This is a genomic window from Tolypothrix sp. FACHB-123 (genome assembly GCF_014697075.1).
Classification (GTDB): domain Bacteria; phylum Cyanobacteriota; class Cyanobacteriia; order Cyanobacteriales; family Nostocaceae; genus Aulosira.
Genome location: NZ_JACJRE010000006.1, coordinates 171,066 through 187,692, shown reverse-complemented (window position 1 = coordinate 187,692; position 16,627 = coordinate 171,066). Strand labels below are relative to the sequence as shown.

At 43.1% G+C, this 16,627-nt stretch carries 16 protein-coding genes; 10 read left to right on the top strand and 6 right to left on the bottom strand.

Annotated features, from left to right (window positions below):
* The first annotated feature begins 137 nt into the window (after positions 1 to 137).
* Complete coding sequence (gene malQ / locus H6G41_RS06655; RefSeq protein WP_190744764.1) at positions 138 to 1,646, top strand: 4-alpha-glucanotransferase; 1,509 nt, start codon at positions 138 to 140, stop codon at positions 1,644 to 1,646.
* A gap of 101 nt (positions 1,647 to 1,747) precedes the next feature.
* Here malQ and H6G41_RS06650 read toward each other — a convergent pair whose 3' ends face one another.
* On the bottom strand, positions 1,748 to 2,548 hold the full coding sequence (locus tag H6G41_RS06650) for a RodZ domain-containing protein (RefSeq protein ID WP_190744762.1): 801 nt from the start codon (positions 2,546 to 2,548) through the stop codon (positions 1,748 to 1,750).
* A complete protein-coding gene (locus tag H6G41_RS06645; RefSeq protein WP_190744760.1) occupies positions 2,523 to 3,338 on the bottom strand; it encodes a pseudouridine synthase in 816 nt (271 codons plus the stop codon). The genes H6G41_RS06650 and H6G41_RS06645 overlap by 26 nt, the downstream gene beginning before the upstream one ends.
* Before the next feature lie 136 nt (positions 3,339 to 3,474).
* Here H6G41_RS06645 and H6G41_RS06640 point away from each other — a divergent pair, with 136 nt between their 5' ends.
* Complete coding sequence (locus H6G41_RS06640; protein ID WP_190744758.1) at positions 3,475 to 4,188, top strand: DUF2993 domain-containing protein; 714 nt, start codon at positions 3,475 to 3,477, stop codon at positions 4,186 to 4,188.
* A 133-nt stretch (positions 4,189 to 4,321) separates the two neighbouring features.
* Here H6G41_RS06640 and H6G41_RS06635 read toward each other — a convergent pair whose 3' ends face one another.
* Complete coding sequence (locus H6G41_RS06635) at positions 4,322 to 5,215, bottom strand: phosphatidate cytidylyltransferase (protein WP_190744803.1); 894 nt, start codon at positions 5,213 to 5,215, stop codon at positions 4,322 to 4,324.
* 400 nt (positions 5,216 to 5,615) lie between these two features.
* Positions 5,616 to 6,218 carry a precorrin-6Y C5,15-methyltransferase subunit CbiT gene (cbiT, locus tag H6G41_RS06630; protein ID WP_190744756.1) on the bottom strand — a complete coding sequence of 201 codons (603 nt, stop codon included), beginning with the start codon at positions 6,216 to 6,218 and terminating at the stop codon, positions 5,616 to 5,618.
* Positions 6,219 to 6,311: 93 nt separating this feature from the next.
* Here cbiT and H6G41_RS06625 point away from each other — a divergent pair, with 93 nt between their 5' ends.
* Both H6G41_RS06625 and tatA read left to right on the top strand, forming a co-directional pair.
* Complete coding sequence (locus H6G41_RS06625) at positions 6,312 to 7,706, top strand: serine/threonine-protein kinase (protein WP_190744754.1); 1,395 nt, start codon at positions 6,312 to 6,314, stop codon at positions 7,704 to 7,706.
* A 65-nt stretch (positions 7,707 to 7,771) separates the two neighbouring features.
* Positions 7,772 to 7,945 (top strand): twin-arginine translocase TatA/TatE family subunit, encoded by a 174-nt coding sequence (tatA, locus tag H6G41_RS06620; RefSeq protein WP_096646245.1) that lies wholly within the window; start codon positions 7,772 to 7,774, stop codon positions 7,943 to 7,945.
* 67 nt (positions 7,946 to 8,012) lie between these two features.
* Here tatA and cphA read toward each other — a convergent pair whose 3' ends face one another.
* Positions 8,013 to 10,715 carry a cyanophycin synthetase gene (gene cphA / locus H6G41_RS06615; RefSeq protein WP_190744752.1) on the bottom strand — a complete coding sequence of 901 codons (2,703 nt, stop codon included), beginning with the start codon at positions 10,713 to 10,715 and terminating at the stop codon, positions 8,013 to 8,015.
* 169 nt (positions 10,716 to 10,884) lie between these two features.
* Entirely contained in the window at positions 10,885 to 11,748 is an 864-nt protein-coding gene (locus H6G41_RS06610) for a cyanophycinase (RefSeq protein ID WP_096646243.1), read from the bottom strand.
* 570 nt (positions 11,749 to 12,318) lie between these two features.
* Between H6G41_RS06610 and trmD the strand changes: the two genes are divergently transcribed.
* The 6 genes from trmD (at position 12,319) to H6G41_RS06585 (ending at position 16,611) form a co-directional block, all read left to right on the top strand.
* On the top strand, positions 12,319 to 13,092 hold the full coding sequence (trmD, locus tag H6G41_RS06605; RefSeq protein WP_190744750.1) for a tRNA (guanosine(37)-N1)-methyltransferase TrmD: 774 nt from the start codon (positions 12,319 to 12,321) through the stop codon (positions 13,090 to 13,092).
* A gap of 130 nt (positions 13,093 to 13,222) precedes the next feature.
* Positions 13,223 to 13,708 carry a 2-C-methyl-D-erythritol 2,4-cyclodiphosphate synthase gene (gene ispF, locus H6G41_RS06600; protein ID WP_190744748.1) on the top strand — a complete coding sequence of 162 codons (486 nt, stop codon included), beginning with the start codon at positions 13,223 to 13,225 and terminating at the stop codon, positions 13,706 to 13,708.
* A gap of 97 nt (positions 13,709 to 13,805) precedes the next feature.
* On the top strand, positions 13,806 to 14,312 hold the full coding sequence (locus H6G41_RS06595; RefSeq protein ID WP_190744747.1) for a type I restriction enzyme HsdR N-terminal domain-containing protein: 507 nt from the start codon (positions 13,806 to 13,808) through the stop codon (positions 14,310 to 14,312).
* 13 nt (positions 14,313 to 14,325) lie between these two features.
* Positions 14,326 to 14,541 carry a hypothetical protein gene (locus tag H6G41_RS34980; RefSeq protein ID WP_242037821.1) on the top strand — a complete coding sequence of 72 codons (216 nt, stop codon included), beginning with the start codon at positions 14,326 to 14,328 and terminating at the stop codon, positions 14,539 to 14,541.
* Positions 14,538 to 14,795, top strand: coding sequence for a hypothetical protein (locus tag H6G41_RS34975; RefSeq protein WP_242037820.1), 258 nt, complete (start codon positions 14,538 to 14,540; stop codon positions 14,793 to 14,795). The genes H6G41_RS34980 and H6G41_RS34975 overlap by 4 nt, the downstream gene beginning before the upstream one ends.
* Before the next feature lie 25 nt (positions 14,796 to 14,820).
* Positions 14,821 to 16,611, top strand: coding sequence for an ABC transporter substrate-binding protein (locus H6G41_RS06585; protein ID WP_190744745.1), 1,791 nt, complete (start codon positions 14,821 to 14,823; stop codon positions 16,609 to 16,611).
* The last annotated feature ends 16 nt before the right edge of the window (positions 16,612 to 16,627 follow it).

Here is a 16,627-nt window from a genome sequence, read left to right as displayed (position 1 = left end):
TTTTATAGGGAATTGTTACATTCTCTACATCTATCACCATAGACAGCTTTTAAACCAACCCCTACCGTGATAAATTCGATGCGATCCCCTAGCGAGATGTTAAGGCGATCGCTTGCTCCCATATCATCTAATTAACTATGCCTTTCCCTAGATCCAGTGGCATTTTGCTGCACCCTACTTCCTTTCCCAGTCGATTTGGGATTGGGGATTTAGGCCTAGAAGCCTATAATTTTATTGATTTTCTCCAACAGAGCTATCAACAATATTGGCAAGTTTTACCTTTAGGGCCTACGGGGTATGGTAATTCTCCTTATGCATGTTATTCAGCAATAGCGGGTAACCCCCAACTCATCAGTCCAGAACAACTCAAAGAGCAAGGTTTACTCACAGAAGATGACTTTGCTAACTTACCAGCATTTGACACCTCTCAGGTAGAGTACGAAAAAATCGCGCCCATCAAGCTTGATTTGCTCAAAAAAGCCTGTAAGAACTTCAAAAATCAAGCCACGCCTTTACAACAAAAAGAATTTTCTGGTTTTTGCCAGAGTAAAGCTTATTGGCTCGATGACTATGCTTTATTTATGGCGCTGAAAGATAGCAACGGCGGTTCAAGTTGGTATAGTTGGGAAGCAGAAATTGCCAAACGCGAACCCAAAGCCATCGAGCAAGCACAGCGACAGCTAACTGAAGAAATTTACTTTCACAAATACATCCAGTTTGAATTTTTCCGTCAGTGGTCGGAACTTAAGAACTATGCCAACATGAGGGGTATCCACATTATTGGTGACATCCCCATTTATGTAGCTCATGATAGCTCTGATGTCTGGGCTAACCCCGATATTTTCTGTTTAGATGAAGAAACAGGCGAAGCAGCATTGATGGCTGGTGTTCCACCAGATTACTTTAGTGCTACAGGTCAACTGTGGGGTAACCCAGTATACAACTGGGAGGAATTAGAAAAGCAAGACTTTAAGTGGTGGCTGAGACGCTTCCAAGCCATGCTGGATTATGTTGATGTCATTCGCATCGATCACTTCCGAGGTTTTGAAGCATACTGGGCTGTGGAACAGGGAGAAGAAACAGCAATTAATGGTGAATGGTTAAAAGCACCTGGGGAAGAATTGTTTGAGACAATCAAACAAAAGTTAGGCACTCTACCCGTGTTGGCAGAAGATTTAGGAGTAATTACACCAGAAGTAGAAGCACTACGCGATCAATTTGAATTTCCGGGAATGAAAGTTTTACAATTTGCTTTTGGTTCCGATCCTGGTAATCCTTTTCTACCCTTTAACTACCCGCGCAATGCTGTAGTCTACACCGGCACTCATGATAATGACACAACTATCGGCTGGTACAACCAAGCCAGTGATTGGGAAAAGCGCAATTTATTACTTTACCTCGGCTGTATTAGTCCTGAAGGAGTTCATTGGGATTTAATTCGACTGGCTTTAAGTTCTATTGCCAATCAGGCAATTATTCCTTTACAAGATGTTTTAGGATTGGGAACAGAAGCACGGATGAATTTCCCCAGTGTGGCTGAGGGGAATTGGGGATGGCGCTATCAAAAAGACGCCTTGACTGAGGAATTAAGCCAGAAGCTCAAAGTTCTGACTACACTCTATGGACGCGCACCTAGACAGTCCTGAGAGATTGCGGATTGTCATAAGTACTAATTAAGCACTTCAGTATTGCAAAATTGACCAACTGAAGTGCTTGAAAATTCAGATAATTTAGCTTGCGGTCAAAATTAACGTGGTAGACTACGAGTTCTGGCAGCAATTTGCACTTCCTCTGGCTTTCCTAACTCACCCATTTCCTTGGGTTGCTCCTGATTAACGCTCATCAATACACCACCAGCGTTATCAGTCTTCACAGTGAGCTGCTCATTGGCTTTCCAAGTACGTTGAGTTCCTTCTGGAAGAGTACCCTCAAACTGAGTTTTACCATCAGCTACAACCCGAATCCAGGATGAGGCTTTTAATCTCACACCAACCTGTACTGGTGTTCCAGTGTTGCTGGTCATGAGTGTATTGCTATAAGGTTTAACCTCTGGTATTTGTTGTAATTTTGTTTGCTGTCCTGCTTTGGGTTGAGGTGGGGTGGTACTTGCTTGTAAGGCAGAATCTTTCAACAGTTGAGATAAGCCGCTAACAGAGCAGATAATCACAAATATATAAAGAAAGTAAAGATGCAGGGGACGTAATTGATTAACAGGCTTAGTTGTCCAAGCTGGTTTAGGATTCGCTTGTTGATAGACAATGGGGAAAGTGCTAGCCAATTCCACGCCATTAAAGCCTAAAGCCTCGGCAAATTGCCTAATTAAGCCCTGAAGATAAACTGGTTCTGGCAATTCCTCTAAATTACCTTCTTCAATAGCTTGTAACAACCTTTTGGGAATTCTGGTTAATATAACGACTTCTTCTAAAGATAAGCCTTGTTCTTGACGCGCAGCCCACAGTTGACCGCCAATTTCCGCTAATTTTTCGGCCCGTTGTTGCTCTACTGACAGTGTTGGTGGCTGATTATCCTTCCTGTTGAACCATTTCATGTGTAGTTACACTCCTTAACTCAGCTGAATCTGTAATAGGTATGTGCTTGATTTGCTGTTGCAAAAAGCGCATCTCATCATTTCTTAGGGAACGATATTTACCCTCTTTGAGATAGGGTTGTTTGGGAACTTGTAATTTAATCAGTCCGATGGCAGTCCTATGTAGCTTGATGACCGGGTAGCCTAATTGTTCGGCTATACGGCGAATCTGGCGGTTACGTCCCTCCTTTAAAACAATCTCTAAACAGCTTTGTGCATTCCCACTTTCTATGAGGCGCACCTCGGCTGGTCTTGTTCTTCTACCATCTAAGATCACACCCTGACGCCACATTTGTAACAGTTCTTCTGGCGGATGTCCTTTAACTACTACACGATAAGTTTTGGGAACACTGTGACTGGGATGGGTAAGAGCAAATGTTAAGTCTCCATCGTTGGTCAGTAATAATGCACCAGTGGAGTCTGTATCTAAACGTCCAACTGGGTGAATACCTGAACCACTACGTAAATCTTTGGGTAATAAATCTAGAACTGTAGTTCTTCCCTGGGGGTCGTAGCAAGTAGAAACGACACCAGCAGGTTTATTTAGCAACAAATATATAGGAGAAGGTCGTTGTTTTGTAACAACGGGTTTGCCGTCAACTGTAATTTTGTCTGTTTCGGGGTCAACTTTTTGACCTAGATGTGCCAATACCCCGTTAATCCGCACGCGCGATCGCCTGATCATTTCTTCGGCTTCACGACGTGAGGCAATACCCCATTGGGCGAGAACTTTTTGTAACCGAGCCTCCATGTGAAAATTACTTATTCTACCGTTAACATTTAAATCATAAAATTTGCACTTTGTAGTTAATCAACATAAATGTTACATTTAAGGACTGATTAACTTCAGCCAATTTTTGAGTCACTACCCATCAATAAAAAGTGAAATGTCTGAGCAAAATTCTGACGCCAAACGTACCCAGAAGATACGGATAATTACGAATCTGCTCACAACTGCACTAAAGATATGGTTGCGAGCACAAGTAAGTCAAGTCTCGCACATAGACGTGGAAATCAAAGCCAGCGATCGCCAATTGCTGTCTGGTAAAATTCCTTGGGTATCGATTGGGGCTAGTCATGCTGTGTATCAAGGCCTCCATATTGGACAAATTCAACTTATCGCTGAAAATATTCAAGTCAACATCGGCTCGGTTATTAAAGGACAGCCACTCAGACTGTTAGAAACAGTACCAGTGGTTGGTGAATTGATCATCGAAGAGAAGGATCTAAATAACTCCCTCTCATCTGAGCTGTTATTAACGGCCTTAAATGATGTACTGGTTAAACTTTTACCAGAACACTGCGCAAAAACCAAGTCTATTTCTTGGCAAAAAATTATTCTGGAAAATCATCAAATTATACTGAGTGGCATTCTAACATCTGAAGGTCAATCTATGCCCCTGGACATATACATGGGCATAAACTTAATTAGTGGTCGCGAGTTGCAACTAGCACCAGTTCTCATAAAGTGCGATCTTTTCACTCCAGAACAGAGTAATCAAGAGTACACTTTCGATCTCGGTTCAGAGGTCGATATTCAAGAACTTACCCTGATCCCAGGCCAGTTACAATGTCGCGGGCAGATTAACGTTAATCCCTGATGATTAGAAATCAAAAACTCAAAATGCTTATTATTTATAATAATTTATCTTTCTCAAGAAAGATGGGCATTGGGCATTGGGCATTGGGTAAGATTCCATCATTTCTTCCCCCTGCTCCCTACTCCCTGCTCCTTCATCCCCCCTTGCCAATTAAGGGCAATAACAAAGTCACGAAATAGTAAACTAAGGGAGCTGTAAAGATATAACTGTCTGTACGATCTAAGATGCCACCATGTCCGGGGATCAACTGTCCGGAATCTTTGACGCCAGCATCGCGCTTCAATACAGATTCGATGAGGTCGCCTAAAAGACTAGCGATCCCAATTAGTAAACCCAAGGCTAACCCAGTGTAGAGCGCTCTGGGCCAGTCAAGATAATAAGCCCCAGCTAAACCAACAGCGATGCTAGCACTAATGCCAAAGACCGCACCTTCCACAGTTTTTTTCGGGCTGATATCAGATAAACGTGTTTTGCCAAAAAACTTGCCAATAGTATAAGCGCCAATATCAGCTGCCCAGATGCACAAAAAGGTCAGCACAGTCGCTTTCAGTCCTTGTGGGAGGGAGGCAAGATTTTCTGGATCTAGAATATCTGCCCAAGTTTTAGGCCAGTAACCACCTAAAGGTAGATTGCTGAGGGCGACGTTACCAAGCGATCGCAATCTCACCCAATAACTAGGCAAGTAACCTACATAAAATAATCCCATAATAGAAGCGGAAATATCAGCGATTGTCGCCATTTTTGGCTGAAAAAGCAGGTAAAAACAAATAAATGTCCCTGCTATGGGCATAACAGCATCAGCTAATTCACCATTAAGCGTACAAATTACCAGTAAGATTTGGCTCACAAACATGGTAGTTTTCACAGCAGGAGCTATACCTCTGGCTAGCACCAAATTAAAATATTCCTGCTGTCCTAAAAACACCACAATCGCAATCATTACGGTAAAATACCAACCCCCTAACAGGGTGGCAAATAGAGCCAGAGCGATCGCAACAATTCCACTAATAATCCGAGACCAAGGCATAGAAGTATTGAGGATGGGGCATTGGGCATGGGGCATTGGGCATGGGACATTGGGGCATTGGGGAGCCAGTGCGTTGCGGTGAGACCAGCGCTGCGGGAAGGTTTCCCTCCGCAGGCGACTGGCGTTAGCGACGTTCGCGTAGCGTCTCCCCTTGGGAGAAGGAGCCTCACCCGTTCGCTGAAAGCGTTCCCGCAGGGTAGGGAGGTTGCCCCCGTTGTAGCAAGTGGCGTCAAACTGTCCGTTGGGTTTCTCGCGTTGTCAACGCCGAGGTGGCTTACCGCAGGGTAGCAACTGGTGCCATTGGGCATAGGGCATTTGTCAACTGTGCTTGCTTTTTTACCCTACTTCCCAGTCCCCTAGTTCCTAGTCCCTAGTCCCTAGCCTCTAAATTTATGTAGATTTAGTCTAGTTTCTCACCACTGAGGATAAAAATGGGATCTACTGCGGCAAAAGTTTGAGAAAAGCCGCGCATCTCTAAGCGATTGACCGCAGATTGGACAACTTCAATATTGCGCGCTCTTAACTGAGAAAAGCTTTGCGAAATAGCATACAGACTTTCTAGATTAGCAGCTGTCGCCACTACTCTACCTGTTGGTGGTAGATAATCCCACACAGCTTGCAAAATTTCTTGAATGGGGCGACCTCCCTCAATACATACGCGGTGAGGGGTAGGTTTTAGTTCCTGCAAACAATCTGGGGCGCTACCTTCAATGACTTCAACATTTTTAACTTCAAAGCGATCGCAGTTTCGCCTGATTAAATTGGCGACTTCTTCATCCCGTTCTACAGCAATAATCTGCCCGCCTGGACACAATAATCCTACTTCTACAGGAATTGTACCTGTACCTGCACCAATATCCCATAATACTGAATCTGGCTGAAGCCGTAATTGAGCAATCAGCAATAGTCTTACTTCTCGCTGGCTCATGGGTATTCCTGGCAAATGCTCGAACATTTCATCGGGAATCCCAGGGGTAATGTAAGGCCAAATTTCGGAAGGCATAGAATTACATATTTATACTAAAGATATCAGCTTGTTTATTAGGACAGTCATAGGCTCTAACCACCTTATGGCGTAGCGCTATCAGTAATTATCATGACGAAAGAAATATTGGGCGAACGCTACGAAATTCAGCAGCAATTGGGAAAAAAGGCAGGAAGGCGAACTCTCTTAGCCCATGACTTACTAACTCAGGAACTCGTCATCATCAAGTTACTGATTTTTGGCGCTGACTTTGAATGGGACGATCTCAAGCTCTTTGAAAGAGAAGCTGAAACTTTAAAATCTTTATCACATCCCTTTATTCCTCGCTATTTAGATTATTTTGAAGTAAATTTACCGACAATTAAAGGATTTGCCCTAGTACAGAGTTATATCCCAGCCCAAACTTTAGAGCAATACTTACAAGCTGGGCGTACTTTTAGTGAGACGGAAATTAAACAGATAGCCAAGGCTGTTTTAGAGATTTTAATTTACTTACACGGACTACATCCGCCTGTAATCCACCGTGATATTAAGCCTAGCAATATTTTATTGGGAGAGCGTTCTGGTAATAGCGTCGGTCAAGTTTATCTGGTCGATTTTGGCTCAGTACAAACTGTTTTAGCAACTGAAGGTGGGACGAGGACGGTGGTAGGAACCTATGGCTATATGCCACCAGAGCAATTTGGGGGGCGCACCGTTCCTGTATCGGATCTCTACAGCTTGGGTGCTACCTTAATTTACTTGCTGACAGGGACTCATCCAGCCGATTTACCCCAAAAGGATTTTCGTATTCAGTTTGAGCAAGCAGCTAATATCAGTCGTGATTTAAGTAATTGGTTACGGTGGCTCATAGCACCTAACTTGGAAAATCGGATTAATTCTGCTTTAGAAGCACTCCAAGCATTAGATAAACCCCTAGTTCTCAAAGCAACAGAGTTAACTATTAGCAAACCAGCAGGGAGCAAAATTCAACTGACGAAAAATCAGGATGTGCTAGAAATTCTGATTCCGCCTAGTGGCTGGCAAGCATCGATGTTGGTTTTAGGTTTCTTTGCGATCGCTTGGAATTCATTTATCCTATTTTGGACGATTGGTGCGCTTTCTGCACCGTTTCCGATTAATATCCCCTTTGCCTTGTTCTCTCTGCCTTTTTGGAGCGTTGGCGGCTTTATGTTGTATGGTTTCTTATTTAGTATCTGGGGAAGTATGAGATTACGCCTGGATAGCCAACAAGTATCTTTAACTCATGAGTTATTTGGTTTTAAATTTCATCGTCCCCGACCATCTCCGAGGCACAATATTACTAAACTAGTGTATATTCCACCACATTTTACTAAAGACACTGATGGTGACAGAACACATGTACCTGCACAATTAGAACTTTGGTCTGGAATCCAAAAATATCAGCTTGGTGGTAATAATATCCCTCTCAAATCTGAAGCAGAAATGGAATGGTTAGCCCAGGAATTAAGCGATTGGCTAGGAATCAAAATTGCCAGCAAATAGAAATAGTTCGTCACTATAGCAACTGCACTTTATAGTTAATTAAAGATGCTTGCGAGGAAGTATATATGTTATTTGGATTAGGATGGCCAGAAATTGCCATTATTCTGATAGTGGCTATTGTAATTTTCGGCCCGAAAAGAATTCCCGAATTGGGGAATGCACTGGGTAAAACTCTCCGGGGTTTTAAGGAAGAAGTTAAAGGTTCTAATTCAGAGAATAATTCCGAGCAAGACCAATAATATTCAAAATTGGCAGCAAAGCAAAGGTTAATAGTAGAGATACGCGCGATCGCATCTCTACTATTGACTAAAGCAGCGTATTAATGATAGGAGATACCACGCCATTTTGAGAATCTACGATCGCCGTAGTTGAATTTTGTTGATGTGTTTCTTCTTTTACTACGCCGCGTGTCCTAATTAGGCGAATGGCACGGCTGACACTTTCTGGTAAAATCACGACCAAGCTGTTCTCCGGAGCCATATCCAAGCCTTTGTTAATTGCTTGGGTTTCGTCTAAAATCGACTCAAACCGAGCATTGGGTTTAACTTGGGTAATACCTTGAGTAATCAACGCTGCGGCTGAACCTCTAGGACGACCTCTTGTGTCATCATCTTCTTTGATGATGATGTAATCAAAAATATCGGCTGCTAATTTGCCCAAGGTGACAAAATCTTCGTCACGGCGATCGCCAGGGCCACCAACTACGCCAATTCGCTGTCCTGTAGTCCAGTTACGGACGAAAGCCCCTACAGCTTCGTAACTAGCTGGGTTATGAGCATAGTCTACTAAAGCATGGTAGTTGCCTAAATTAAATAAATTCATCCGTCCTGGAGTTTGACTCACAGAAGCGCGGAAGGTCTTTAAGCCGGCGCGAATCTGCTCAATTGTGACGTTTTGCACAAAAGCTGCCAAACTTGCGGCTAAGGCGTTAGCAATCATAAATGGTGCGCGTCCCCCCATTGTTAAGGGAATCGCTTCTGCCCTTTCGATACGGTGCGTCCAATCGCCTTTGACAATTGATAGATAGCCATTTTCATAAACTGCTGCGACTCCACCCTTTTGAATGTGCTTGCGCACTAGTTCTGAGTCGGGGTTCATGGTGAAATAAGCAATATTCGCTTTTGTCTTGTCTGCCATCGCTGCAACCCGGTGATCGTCGGCGTTAAGTACAGCATAGCCATCAGGGAATACAGCTTCAGCTACCACACTCTTGAGGTTTGCTAATTGGTCAATGGTATCGATATCGCCTATACCTAAGTGGTCAGCAGCAACATTTAATACTATTCCTACATTAGCTGCTTCAAAACCCAATCCAGAGCGGAGAATCCCACCACGAGCGCTTTCTAAAACTGCGACTTCTACAGTGGGGTCTTGCAAGATTAAATGGGCACTTTGCGGCCCTGTATTATCTCCCGCCTCAACTAAGTAATCACCGATATAAGTTCCGTCTGTAGTTGTATAACCTACTACTTTACCTGTCTGTTTATAAATATGTGCTAGTAATCTGGTAGTAGTGGTTTTACCATTAGTACCGGTGACGCTAAGAATGGGAATGCGGCTGGATTGCTCGTTAGGAAAGAGCATATCCATGACTGCGCCTGCAACATTGCGGGGTATGCCTTGACTGGGCGCAACATGCATTCTAAAGCCAGGAGCGGCGTTAACTTCAACAATTACGCCATCTACGTCCCTTAAGGGGCGACTAATATCTGTGGTGACAATATCTAAGCCAGCGATATCCAAGCCAATAATCTTAACTACCCGTTGTGCTAGCCAAATATTTTCTGGGTGGATTTCATCGGTACGGTCTAAAGCGGAACCACCTGTACTTAAGTTAGCTGTAGCGCGTAAATAACAAACTGTACCTTTAGGAAGAATACTATTTAGGGTATAGCCTTGCCTTTCTAGAAGTTGGTAGCTAGTCCGGTCGAGTTCAATTTTGGTGAGTACATTATCATGTCCTTCACCGCGATTTGGGTCTTGGTTTGTTTCCTCAATTAGTTCCGCAACACTAGATCTGCCATTACCTACCACATGGGCTGGTACTCGTTCAGCTACTGCTACGACTTTACCATCTACCACCAATACCCGATGATCTCGTCCTACATAATACCTTTCCACAATCACTGACCGAGATACCTGTCTAGCGGCTTCATAAGCGGCTTCGGCTTCTTCCCAGGTTCTAATATCAATGGTAATCCCCCGTCCGTGATTGCCATCCAATGGCTTGATGACTATGGGATAACCACCAACATATTCAATTGCTTCTTCCAAATCATCCAAGAAACTAATAACTGTACCTTTCGGTACTGGTACGCCAGCAGATGCCAAGATACGTTTGGTGGCTTCTTTGTCGCAAGCTAGTTCTACTCCCAAAATGCCGGTGTTATCGGTCATGGTTGCTTGCATCCGCTTTTGGTTCACGCCATAGCCTAGCTGAATCAAAAAGCGTGCTTCCAAAGACATCCAGGGTATGCCGCGTTTTTCTGCTTCTTTGACGATCGCTTCTGTTGACGGCCCCAAAGATGCATCGCGCCAGAAGTCTTTTAAGTCTTGGATATCTTGCTCTAGCTCGGCTTTGGGATAACGACCGCGATCGACTATACTTTGGCACAACCGCACGGCTGCTCGTCCGGCGTAGCGTCCCGCCTCTTCATTGAGGTACTCAATGACTACCTGGTAAATTCCAGGTGTAGCTGTTTCGCGGGTACGACCAAAGCCGACATGCATTCCGGCTAGTTCTTGCAGTTCGAGGGCTACATGCTCAACGATATGGCCCATCATTGTGCCTTCGCGCACGCGCATTAAAAAACCACCCCGACAGCCCGGTGAGCAATAGTGGCCCTCCAGACTTGGCAGCGCCTCAACTAATCCTTCGTAAAAACCGGGGATTTCATTCGAGGGCTTATCGGCAAGGTTTTCTAAATCGAGGCGCATGACGATCAGCTTGTGGCGTCGAATGCTCCAGTAGTTTGGGCCGCGTAAGGTCTGGATCTTGAGGATTCTCATGGGAATAGGTAGATGGAGATTCGGAACCAATATTCTAGTTTCTTACTGGGATTGACCGTAAACTGTTTATCATGAACAGTTTTTATTTTTAAATACTGTATCTCTGATTTTTCTACGGTTAGAAATAAATCAACGATCAACTCAGTGTAACCTCAGATACTCTATTCCGTCAGCTGGAGATCCGGTGTACAGCAGGCAATACAGTCCGCTGGTACAGGTGGAAGCGATCGCCATAGCTGAGGATATGGAGGCGTAAATTATGCACAGTTAAGGGTTCATTTGCTCCTACATGAGGTTCATTTGTGTGGGTTAACTCCGTGGGATCGACAATTGTGACGCTACCTTTACCCATAACCTGTAGCCAACCATCGCGCTCGAACACCGCACAGGTATCTTCGTCAATACCGATACCTAAGCGATCGGGGTGAGCAGCGATCGCGCTAATTAATCGCCCCATGCGATTACGGTTGTGAAAGTGTTGGTCTACAATCACTTCGGGAATAAAGCCTAAGCCTGTTGCCATATCTACCAGAGAGCGGTTAGGCGTTTCCCCACTACCACCGCCAGCAATCATATGATGCCCCATCACCGCCGCTCCCGCACTGGTGCCAGCTAAGGTAAGTTCCCCTGCCCTAACTCGCTGTCGGACAATGTCCATCACTGGCGTATCTGCCAACACGCCACACAGACGCAATTGATCCCCTCCTGTCAAAAATACTCCGCTACAGGCTTCCAGAGATGCTTTAATTTGAGAGGCTTCGCACTGTTCCCGTTCGCGAATATCTAAAATTTCAACCTTCTCCGCACCCATTTCTTCAAAAATCCGAATGTACCGACCGCCAATAATGGCTGGTTCGCGAGAGGCAGATGGAATAATTGTAATATAGGCCTTGCTAGCACCAGCACGGCCAAAAAAAGTTCTTAGGATATCACGTCCGTGAACTTTATCTTCTGCGCCTCCGATAACCAGAACGGCGGTTTTAGTTGCTTGGGGTGTCCTCATTTCCAGCGATTTAGCTTTTAATTGCGGCATTGTGTTTCTCCTGTCAACAACTTCAGGAGCCATCGCCTTGGACGGGTTTCCCGGCTTGTGGCGAATGGCGTGTGAATATAACAAAGTTCAGTAGCCTGGCGATTTTTGCGCTTTGCTTGTATGAGAGGACACTTTTTTGCAGTTGCGAGTGTTTGCTCGATTCACAAGACGCCTCAGTCTTGATATGTCCATTTTGCTCAAAGCCAGCGCCTTGTTTGTTCACCTGTCCACTTTTGCCAGTTTGGCAAAATAGTGCGAGTAGGGCTAAGTGGGGGCTAGGCTACGCCCACGATGGGGGGCGAGTAGGTTTTGACAAGCTGTGTTCTGAGGCTGGCTCGATGCATCCTGAAAGTTGTTAACTGAGTTCAGAATATTAATTTAAATGTAGTTTTGACAATATTTAAACATAAAGTAAGTAAATAGAAAAACTTTTTGTCTCCCGCAAGATCTAAGTTTTCTGGTACTTTTAGTTACTATTGACAAACTTTATCTCTAGCCCTACCACTCATTAGCTTCTTGTGTTTCCTAGACATTCAAATTTAAGATTAGTGTTCTTGAATACGAATAACTGTGCGCTTTGATATAGTTACGCTTTTTCCTGACTGTTTTACCTCAGTTTTGAGTTCTGGATTGCTGGCTAAAGCCTTAGCCAAACAGATTGCTCAAGTCAATCTGATTAATCCTAGAGACTTTACTAATGACAAGCACCGGAAAGTAGATGATGAACCCTATGGCGGCGGTGTGGGGATGCTGATGAAGCCGGAACCCATTTTCGCTGCTGTAGAGTCGCTGCCGATTCTACCGCAAAGAGAGGTGATTTTGATGAGTCCTCAGGGACAAACTATTAATCAACCGCTTTTACGTGAGCTGGCAACAAATTATAACCAATTAGTTGTCATTTGTGGCCATTATGAAGGAGTTGATGAACGAGTACTGCATTTAGTTACCCGTGAAGTCTCCCTAGGCGACTTTATTCTCACAGGTGGCGAAATCCCCGCAATGGCTTTACTCAATGGTGTGGTAAGACTATTACCGGGCACTGTTGGCAAAGTGGAGTCATTGACGGCAGAGAGTTTTGAAGAAGGTTTGTTAGATTATCCCCAATACACCCGTCCTGCGAATTTTCGCGGTTGGAAAGTACCGGATGTCTTACTCTCTGGAAATCACGCCGCCATCGCCCAGTGGCGTTACGAACAACAAATTCAAAGAACTAGCGATCGCCGCCCCGATTTACTGGAAAAATGGCAAAGGGACAAGGAGCAGAGAGGCAGAGGAAGCAGAGGGGCAGAGGGAGCAGAGGAGCAGGAAAGCAGAGGAAACAAGGGAGACAAGGGGAAGAATTAATCAATGCCCAATACTTCTCTTCGAGACGCTCCGCGTAGCTTGCTTCCCGTAGGGTACGACTTCGCTCAGTACAAGTGCCCAATGCCCCATACCCAATGCCCAATAACAATTGATTATTGACTATTGACAAATGACGAACATTCGTATAGGTAACGGCTACGATATTCATAGATTAGTGAGCGATCGCGCTTTAATTTTAGGGGGAGTGAATATTCCCCATGAACTGGGTTTACTGGGGCACAGTGATGCTGATGTGCTGACCCATGCGATTATGGATGCCATGCTAGGGGCATTATCTTTAGGCGATATTGGACATTATTTTCCGCCGACAGATCCTCAATGGGCGGGTGCAGATAGTTTGGTGCTATTAACTCAAGTAAACCAGCTAATTTGCGATCGTGGTTGGCGAATCGGCAATATTGACTCTGTGGTAGTCGCAGAAAGACCAAAATTAAAACCCCATATTGAGAAAATGCGGGACAAACTAGCGGCTGTTTTACAGTTAGAACCAAATCAAATTGGTATTAAAGCTACTACCAATGAAAAATTAGGCCCTGTAGGGCGTGAAGAGGGGATATGTGCTTATGCTGTGGTTTTACTAGTAGCTGTTAACTAACTTTAATTTCGGTAATAGATTGGTTAATGGATAGCATAGGTATACACAAGCAAGAGATTTCTCAAAAATTATTAAATCATTTGGGAGAACTAAGACAATGGAAGCTGCAAAATTTCAAATCCCTAATTATGTTGCTGATATTATTGTCTTGGATAAGGAGGAGCAGATTGTTTTATTAGTTGAAGTTAAAGCAACAAAATTAAAAGGGGGAGATGCCAAAGACAAAGCTCTTTCACAACTAAAGTCATATTTGCAAAATGCAAAAAATACTCGTTTTTATTTAGCCCATGAGACATTTGCTATGTTGGCTGATCTAGGAAATGTTGATATTTTTAAATGGGATGGTAATAAATTTTCAGATTCTCTGATTTCACTAGAAACTGCTAATATCCTTAGTCATTACGATCCGGAGTTTAGCAGGAGAAGAATTTTCGGTCTTTACTTAGAAACGCTTGTGGAAGCTTGGCTGCGAGACTTAGCTTATCACTGGAAATCAGAAACACCGCCAGCATCAGAAAAGTTGTTAGAAATAGGGTTGCTGCAAAAATTAGAAGGTGGAACTACTCATTCTCAGGCAAATCTTGATGGTGATACTTTACGTTGAAACTAACTTTTTGATGGCAATTGCAAAAGGGAAGGATTTAGAAGCTAAAAATTTATTGCCATCTTTCCCTCCATCCATTCATATAGTCATACCAGAAATTTGCTATGTTGAAGCCCTAAGTAGATGGGAAAAAGAAGAATATTATGTTCAAGAATTTGAAAAAGAATTGGATAAACAGATTAATAACTCAAAACGAGATTTAACTTCTCCAATGCACAAATATTTATGACTCACCTAGAACAGGCGCGTATTTTTAATAAATTATTACTAAATGATATTCAAAATCGTTTGTTTGATGTTATTGATATTATTATAATCCATGCAAAAAGTTCTTACCCAACAGCAAAAAAAGTATTCTTAAGTGGTAATAGTAACGACTTTGGCAAACTAGAAGTTAAACAAGCTTTGGAGAATGCTGGAATTGAAAAATATTTCACTAATACTAAGAATTTTCTAGGTTGGCTAAATTCCCAGTCCAGTTAAAAATTACTATGTGATTATTACAATTATGAAATTTTCTAGTATATGGGCTATAGTTAAAAGGTTTTGGTTGCCAATAATTCTGATTCCAGCAATAGCATTAACAGTTACTGCCTGCAATCCAGCAAGATTCAAAACTGCGGCGGCACAAGTGCCGCAACTCGTCACCGCAGTTTTGAGCGAACCTTCAACCTTTAACTATGCTTTGAATGAATCAGCATATAGTGTTTTTGGTTTCTTATATGACTCATTAATTAATGAAAATCCTGTTACTACACAACTAGAACCTGGTTTGGCAGAATCTTGGGAAGTTGCTGAAGATGGACAGCGGATTGTCATCACTTTAAGAGACGGAATTAAGTGGTCAGATGGCAAGCCGATGACTGTTGATGATGTTATTTTTACTTATAACGAAATCTACCTGAATCCGAAAATTCCTACCTCTATTAAAGATGCTTTAAGAATTGGCGATAAAGGTACTTTGCCAAAAGTTAAAAAAATCGATGAACGTCGGATAGAATTTAGTATCCAGGAACCATTTGCTCCTTTTTTAAGATATGTCGGCGGCATTCCCATTATGCCAGCCCACGCTCTCCAAGCAGCAGTTCGCACTATTGGCTCTGATAAGAATTCTAAGTTTCTTTCAACTTGGGGAACAGGTACCGACCCCACAAAAATTGTCGGTAACGGACCTTATGTAATGGAAAGTTATGTTCCTAGCCAGCGAGTTATATTTAAACGAAATCCTTACTACTGGCGCAAAGATGCTCAGGGAAATCCACAGCCTTACATTGAGCGGATTGTTTGGCAAATTATTGAATCTACGGAAAACCAATTGATTAGTTTTCGTTCTGGACAGTTAGACGATCTGGAAGTTCCTCCTGAAGGTTTTAGTTTGCTGAAACGAGAAGAAAAGAGAGCAAAATTTAAAATTTATAATGGAGGCCCGGATACAAGTACAACTTTTATTGCTTTTAATCTGAATAAAGCTAAGAATGCTCAAGGTAAGCCTTTAGTAGATCCAATTAAGTCGCGCTGGTTTAATAAAAAGGAATTTAGGCAAGCCATAGCTTATGCCCTCGACCGCGAAACGATGAAAACAAATTCTTTTCGAGGTTTGGGCGAACTTCAAAATTCATTTGTTTATGTGAAAAGCCCTTACTTCCTGCCTCCAGAAAAAGGGTTAAGAGTATATAATTATGAACCAGAAAAATCTAAGAAATTACTGTTAGATGCTGGGTTCAAATATAATGCGCAAAATCAACTATTAGATGCTGATGGTAATCGAGTCCGATTTACGCTTTTAACCAATTCCGAAAGAAAAGTTAGGGGCGATATGGCATCTCAAATTAAACGGGATTTGGCGCGGATTGGAATTCAGGTTGATTTGCAAGTTCTCAGTTTTAATTCTTATCTAGAAAAACTAAAAGTTACCCAAAATTGGGATTGTTACTTGGGAGGATTTGCTGGAGGTGGTGTTGAACCCCACAGTGCTAGCAACATTTGGAGAATTGCCGGTGCATCCCACGCCTTTAATTTGGGGCCACAACCAGGAGATCCGCCGCTAATTGGCTGGGAAGTCTCTGACTGGGAAAAAGAAATTGATAGCCTATACATTAAAGGCGCACAGGAAGTGGATGAAAACAAGCGCAAGGAAATTTATTACCAATATCAGCGCATCGCCTCAGAACAATTGCCATTTATTCATTTAGTGGAAAGGTTAAATTTACAAGCGGTGCGCGATCGCTTTCAAGGTATTCGCTACACTGCGCTAGGCGGGCCATTTTGGAATTTGTATGAACTGAGAGTAACCGATTAGTTATGAGGTATTGTGG

Excerpts from the sequence above, each read along its gene's own strand:
- malQ (WP_190744764.1), top strand. The coding sequence starts at position 138 with ATGCCTTTCCCTAGATCCAGTGGCATTTTGCTGCACCCTACTTCCTTT.
- H6G41_RS06650 (WP_190744762.1), bottom strand. The coding sequence starts at position 2,548 with ATGAAATGGTTCAACAGGAAGGATAATCAGCCACCAACACTGTCAGTA.
- H6G41_RS06645 (WP_190744760.1), bottom strand. The coding sequence starts at position 3,338 with ATGGAGGCTCGGTTACAAAAAGTTCTCGCCCAATGGGGTATTGCCTCA.
- H6G41_RS06640 (WP_190744758.1), top strand. The coding sequence starts at position 3,475 with ATGTCTGAGCAAAATTCTGACGCCAAACGTACCCAGAAGATACGGATA.
- H6G41_RS06635 (WP_190744803.1), bottom strand. The coding sequence starts at position 5,215 with ATGCCTTGGTCTCGGATTATTAGTGGAATTGTTGCGATCGCTCTGGCT.
- cbiT (WP_190744756.1), bottom strand. The coding sequence starts at position 6,218 with ATGCCTTCCGAAATTTGGCCTTACATTACCCCTGGGATTCCCGATGAA.
- H6G41_RS06625 (WP_190744754.1), top strand. The coding sequence starts at position 6,312 with ATGACGAAAGAAATATTGGGCGAACGCTACGAAATTCAGCAGCAATTG.
- tatA (WP_096646245.1), top strand. The coding sequence starts at position 7,772 with ATGTTATTTGGATTAGGATGGCCAGAAATTGCCATTATTCTGATAGTG.
- cphA (WP_190744752.1), bottom strand. The coding sequence starts at position 10,715 with ATGAGAATCCTCAAGATCCAGACCTTACGCGGCCCAAACTACTGGAGC.
- H6G41_RS06610 (WP_096646243.1), bottom strand. The coding sequence starts at position 11,748 with ATGCCGCAATTAAAAGCTAAATCGCTGGAAATGAGGACACCCCAAGCA.
- ispF (WP_190744748.1), top strand. The coding sequence starts at position 13,223 with ATGACGAACATTCGTATAGGTAACGGCTACGATATTCATAGATTAGTG.
- H6G41_RS06595 (WP_190744747.1), top strand. The coding sequence starts at position 13,806 with ATGGAAGCTGCAAAATTTCAAATCCCTAATTATGTTGCTGATATTATT.
- H6G41_RS34980 (WP_242037821.1), top strand. The coding sequence starts at position 14,326 with ATGGCAATTGCAAAAGGGAAGGATTTAGAAGCTAAAAATTTATTGCCA.
- H6G41_RS34975 (WP_242037820.1), top strand. The coding sequence starts at position 14,538 with ATGACTCACCTAGAACAGGCGCGTATTTTTAATAAATTATTACTAAAT.
- H6G41_RS06585 (WP_190744745.1), top strand. The coding sequence starts at position 14,821 with ATGAAATTTTCTAGTATATGGGCTATAGTTAAAAGGTTTTGGTTGCCA.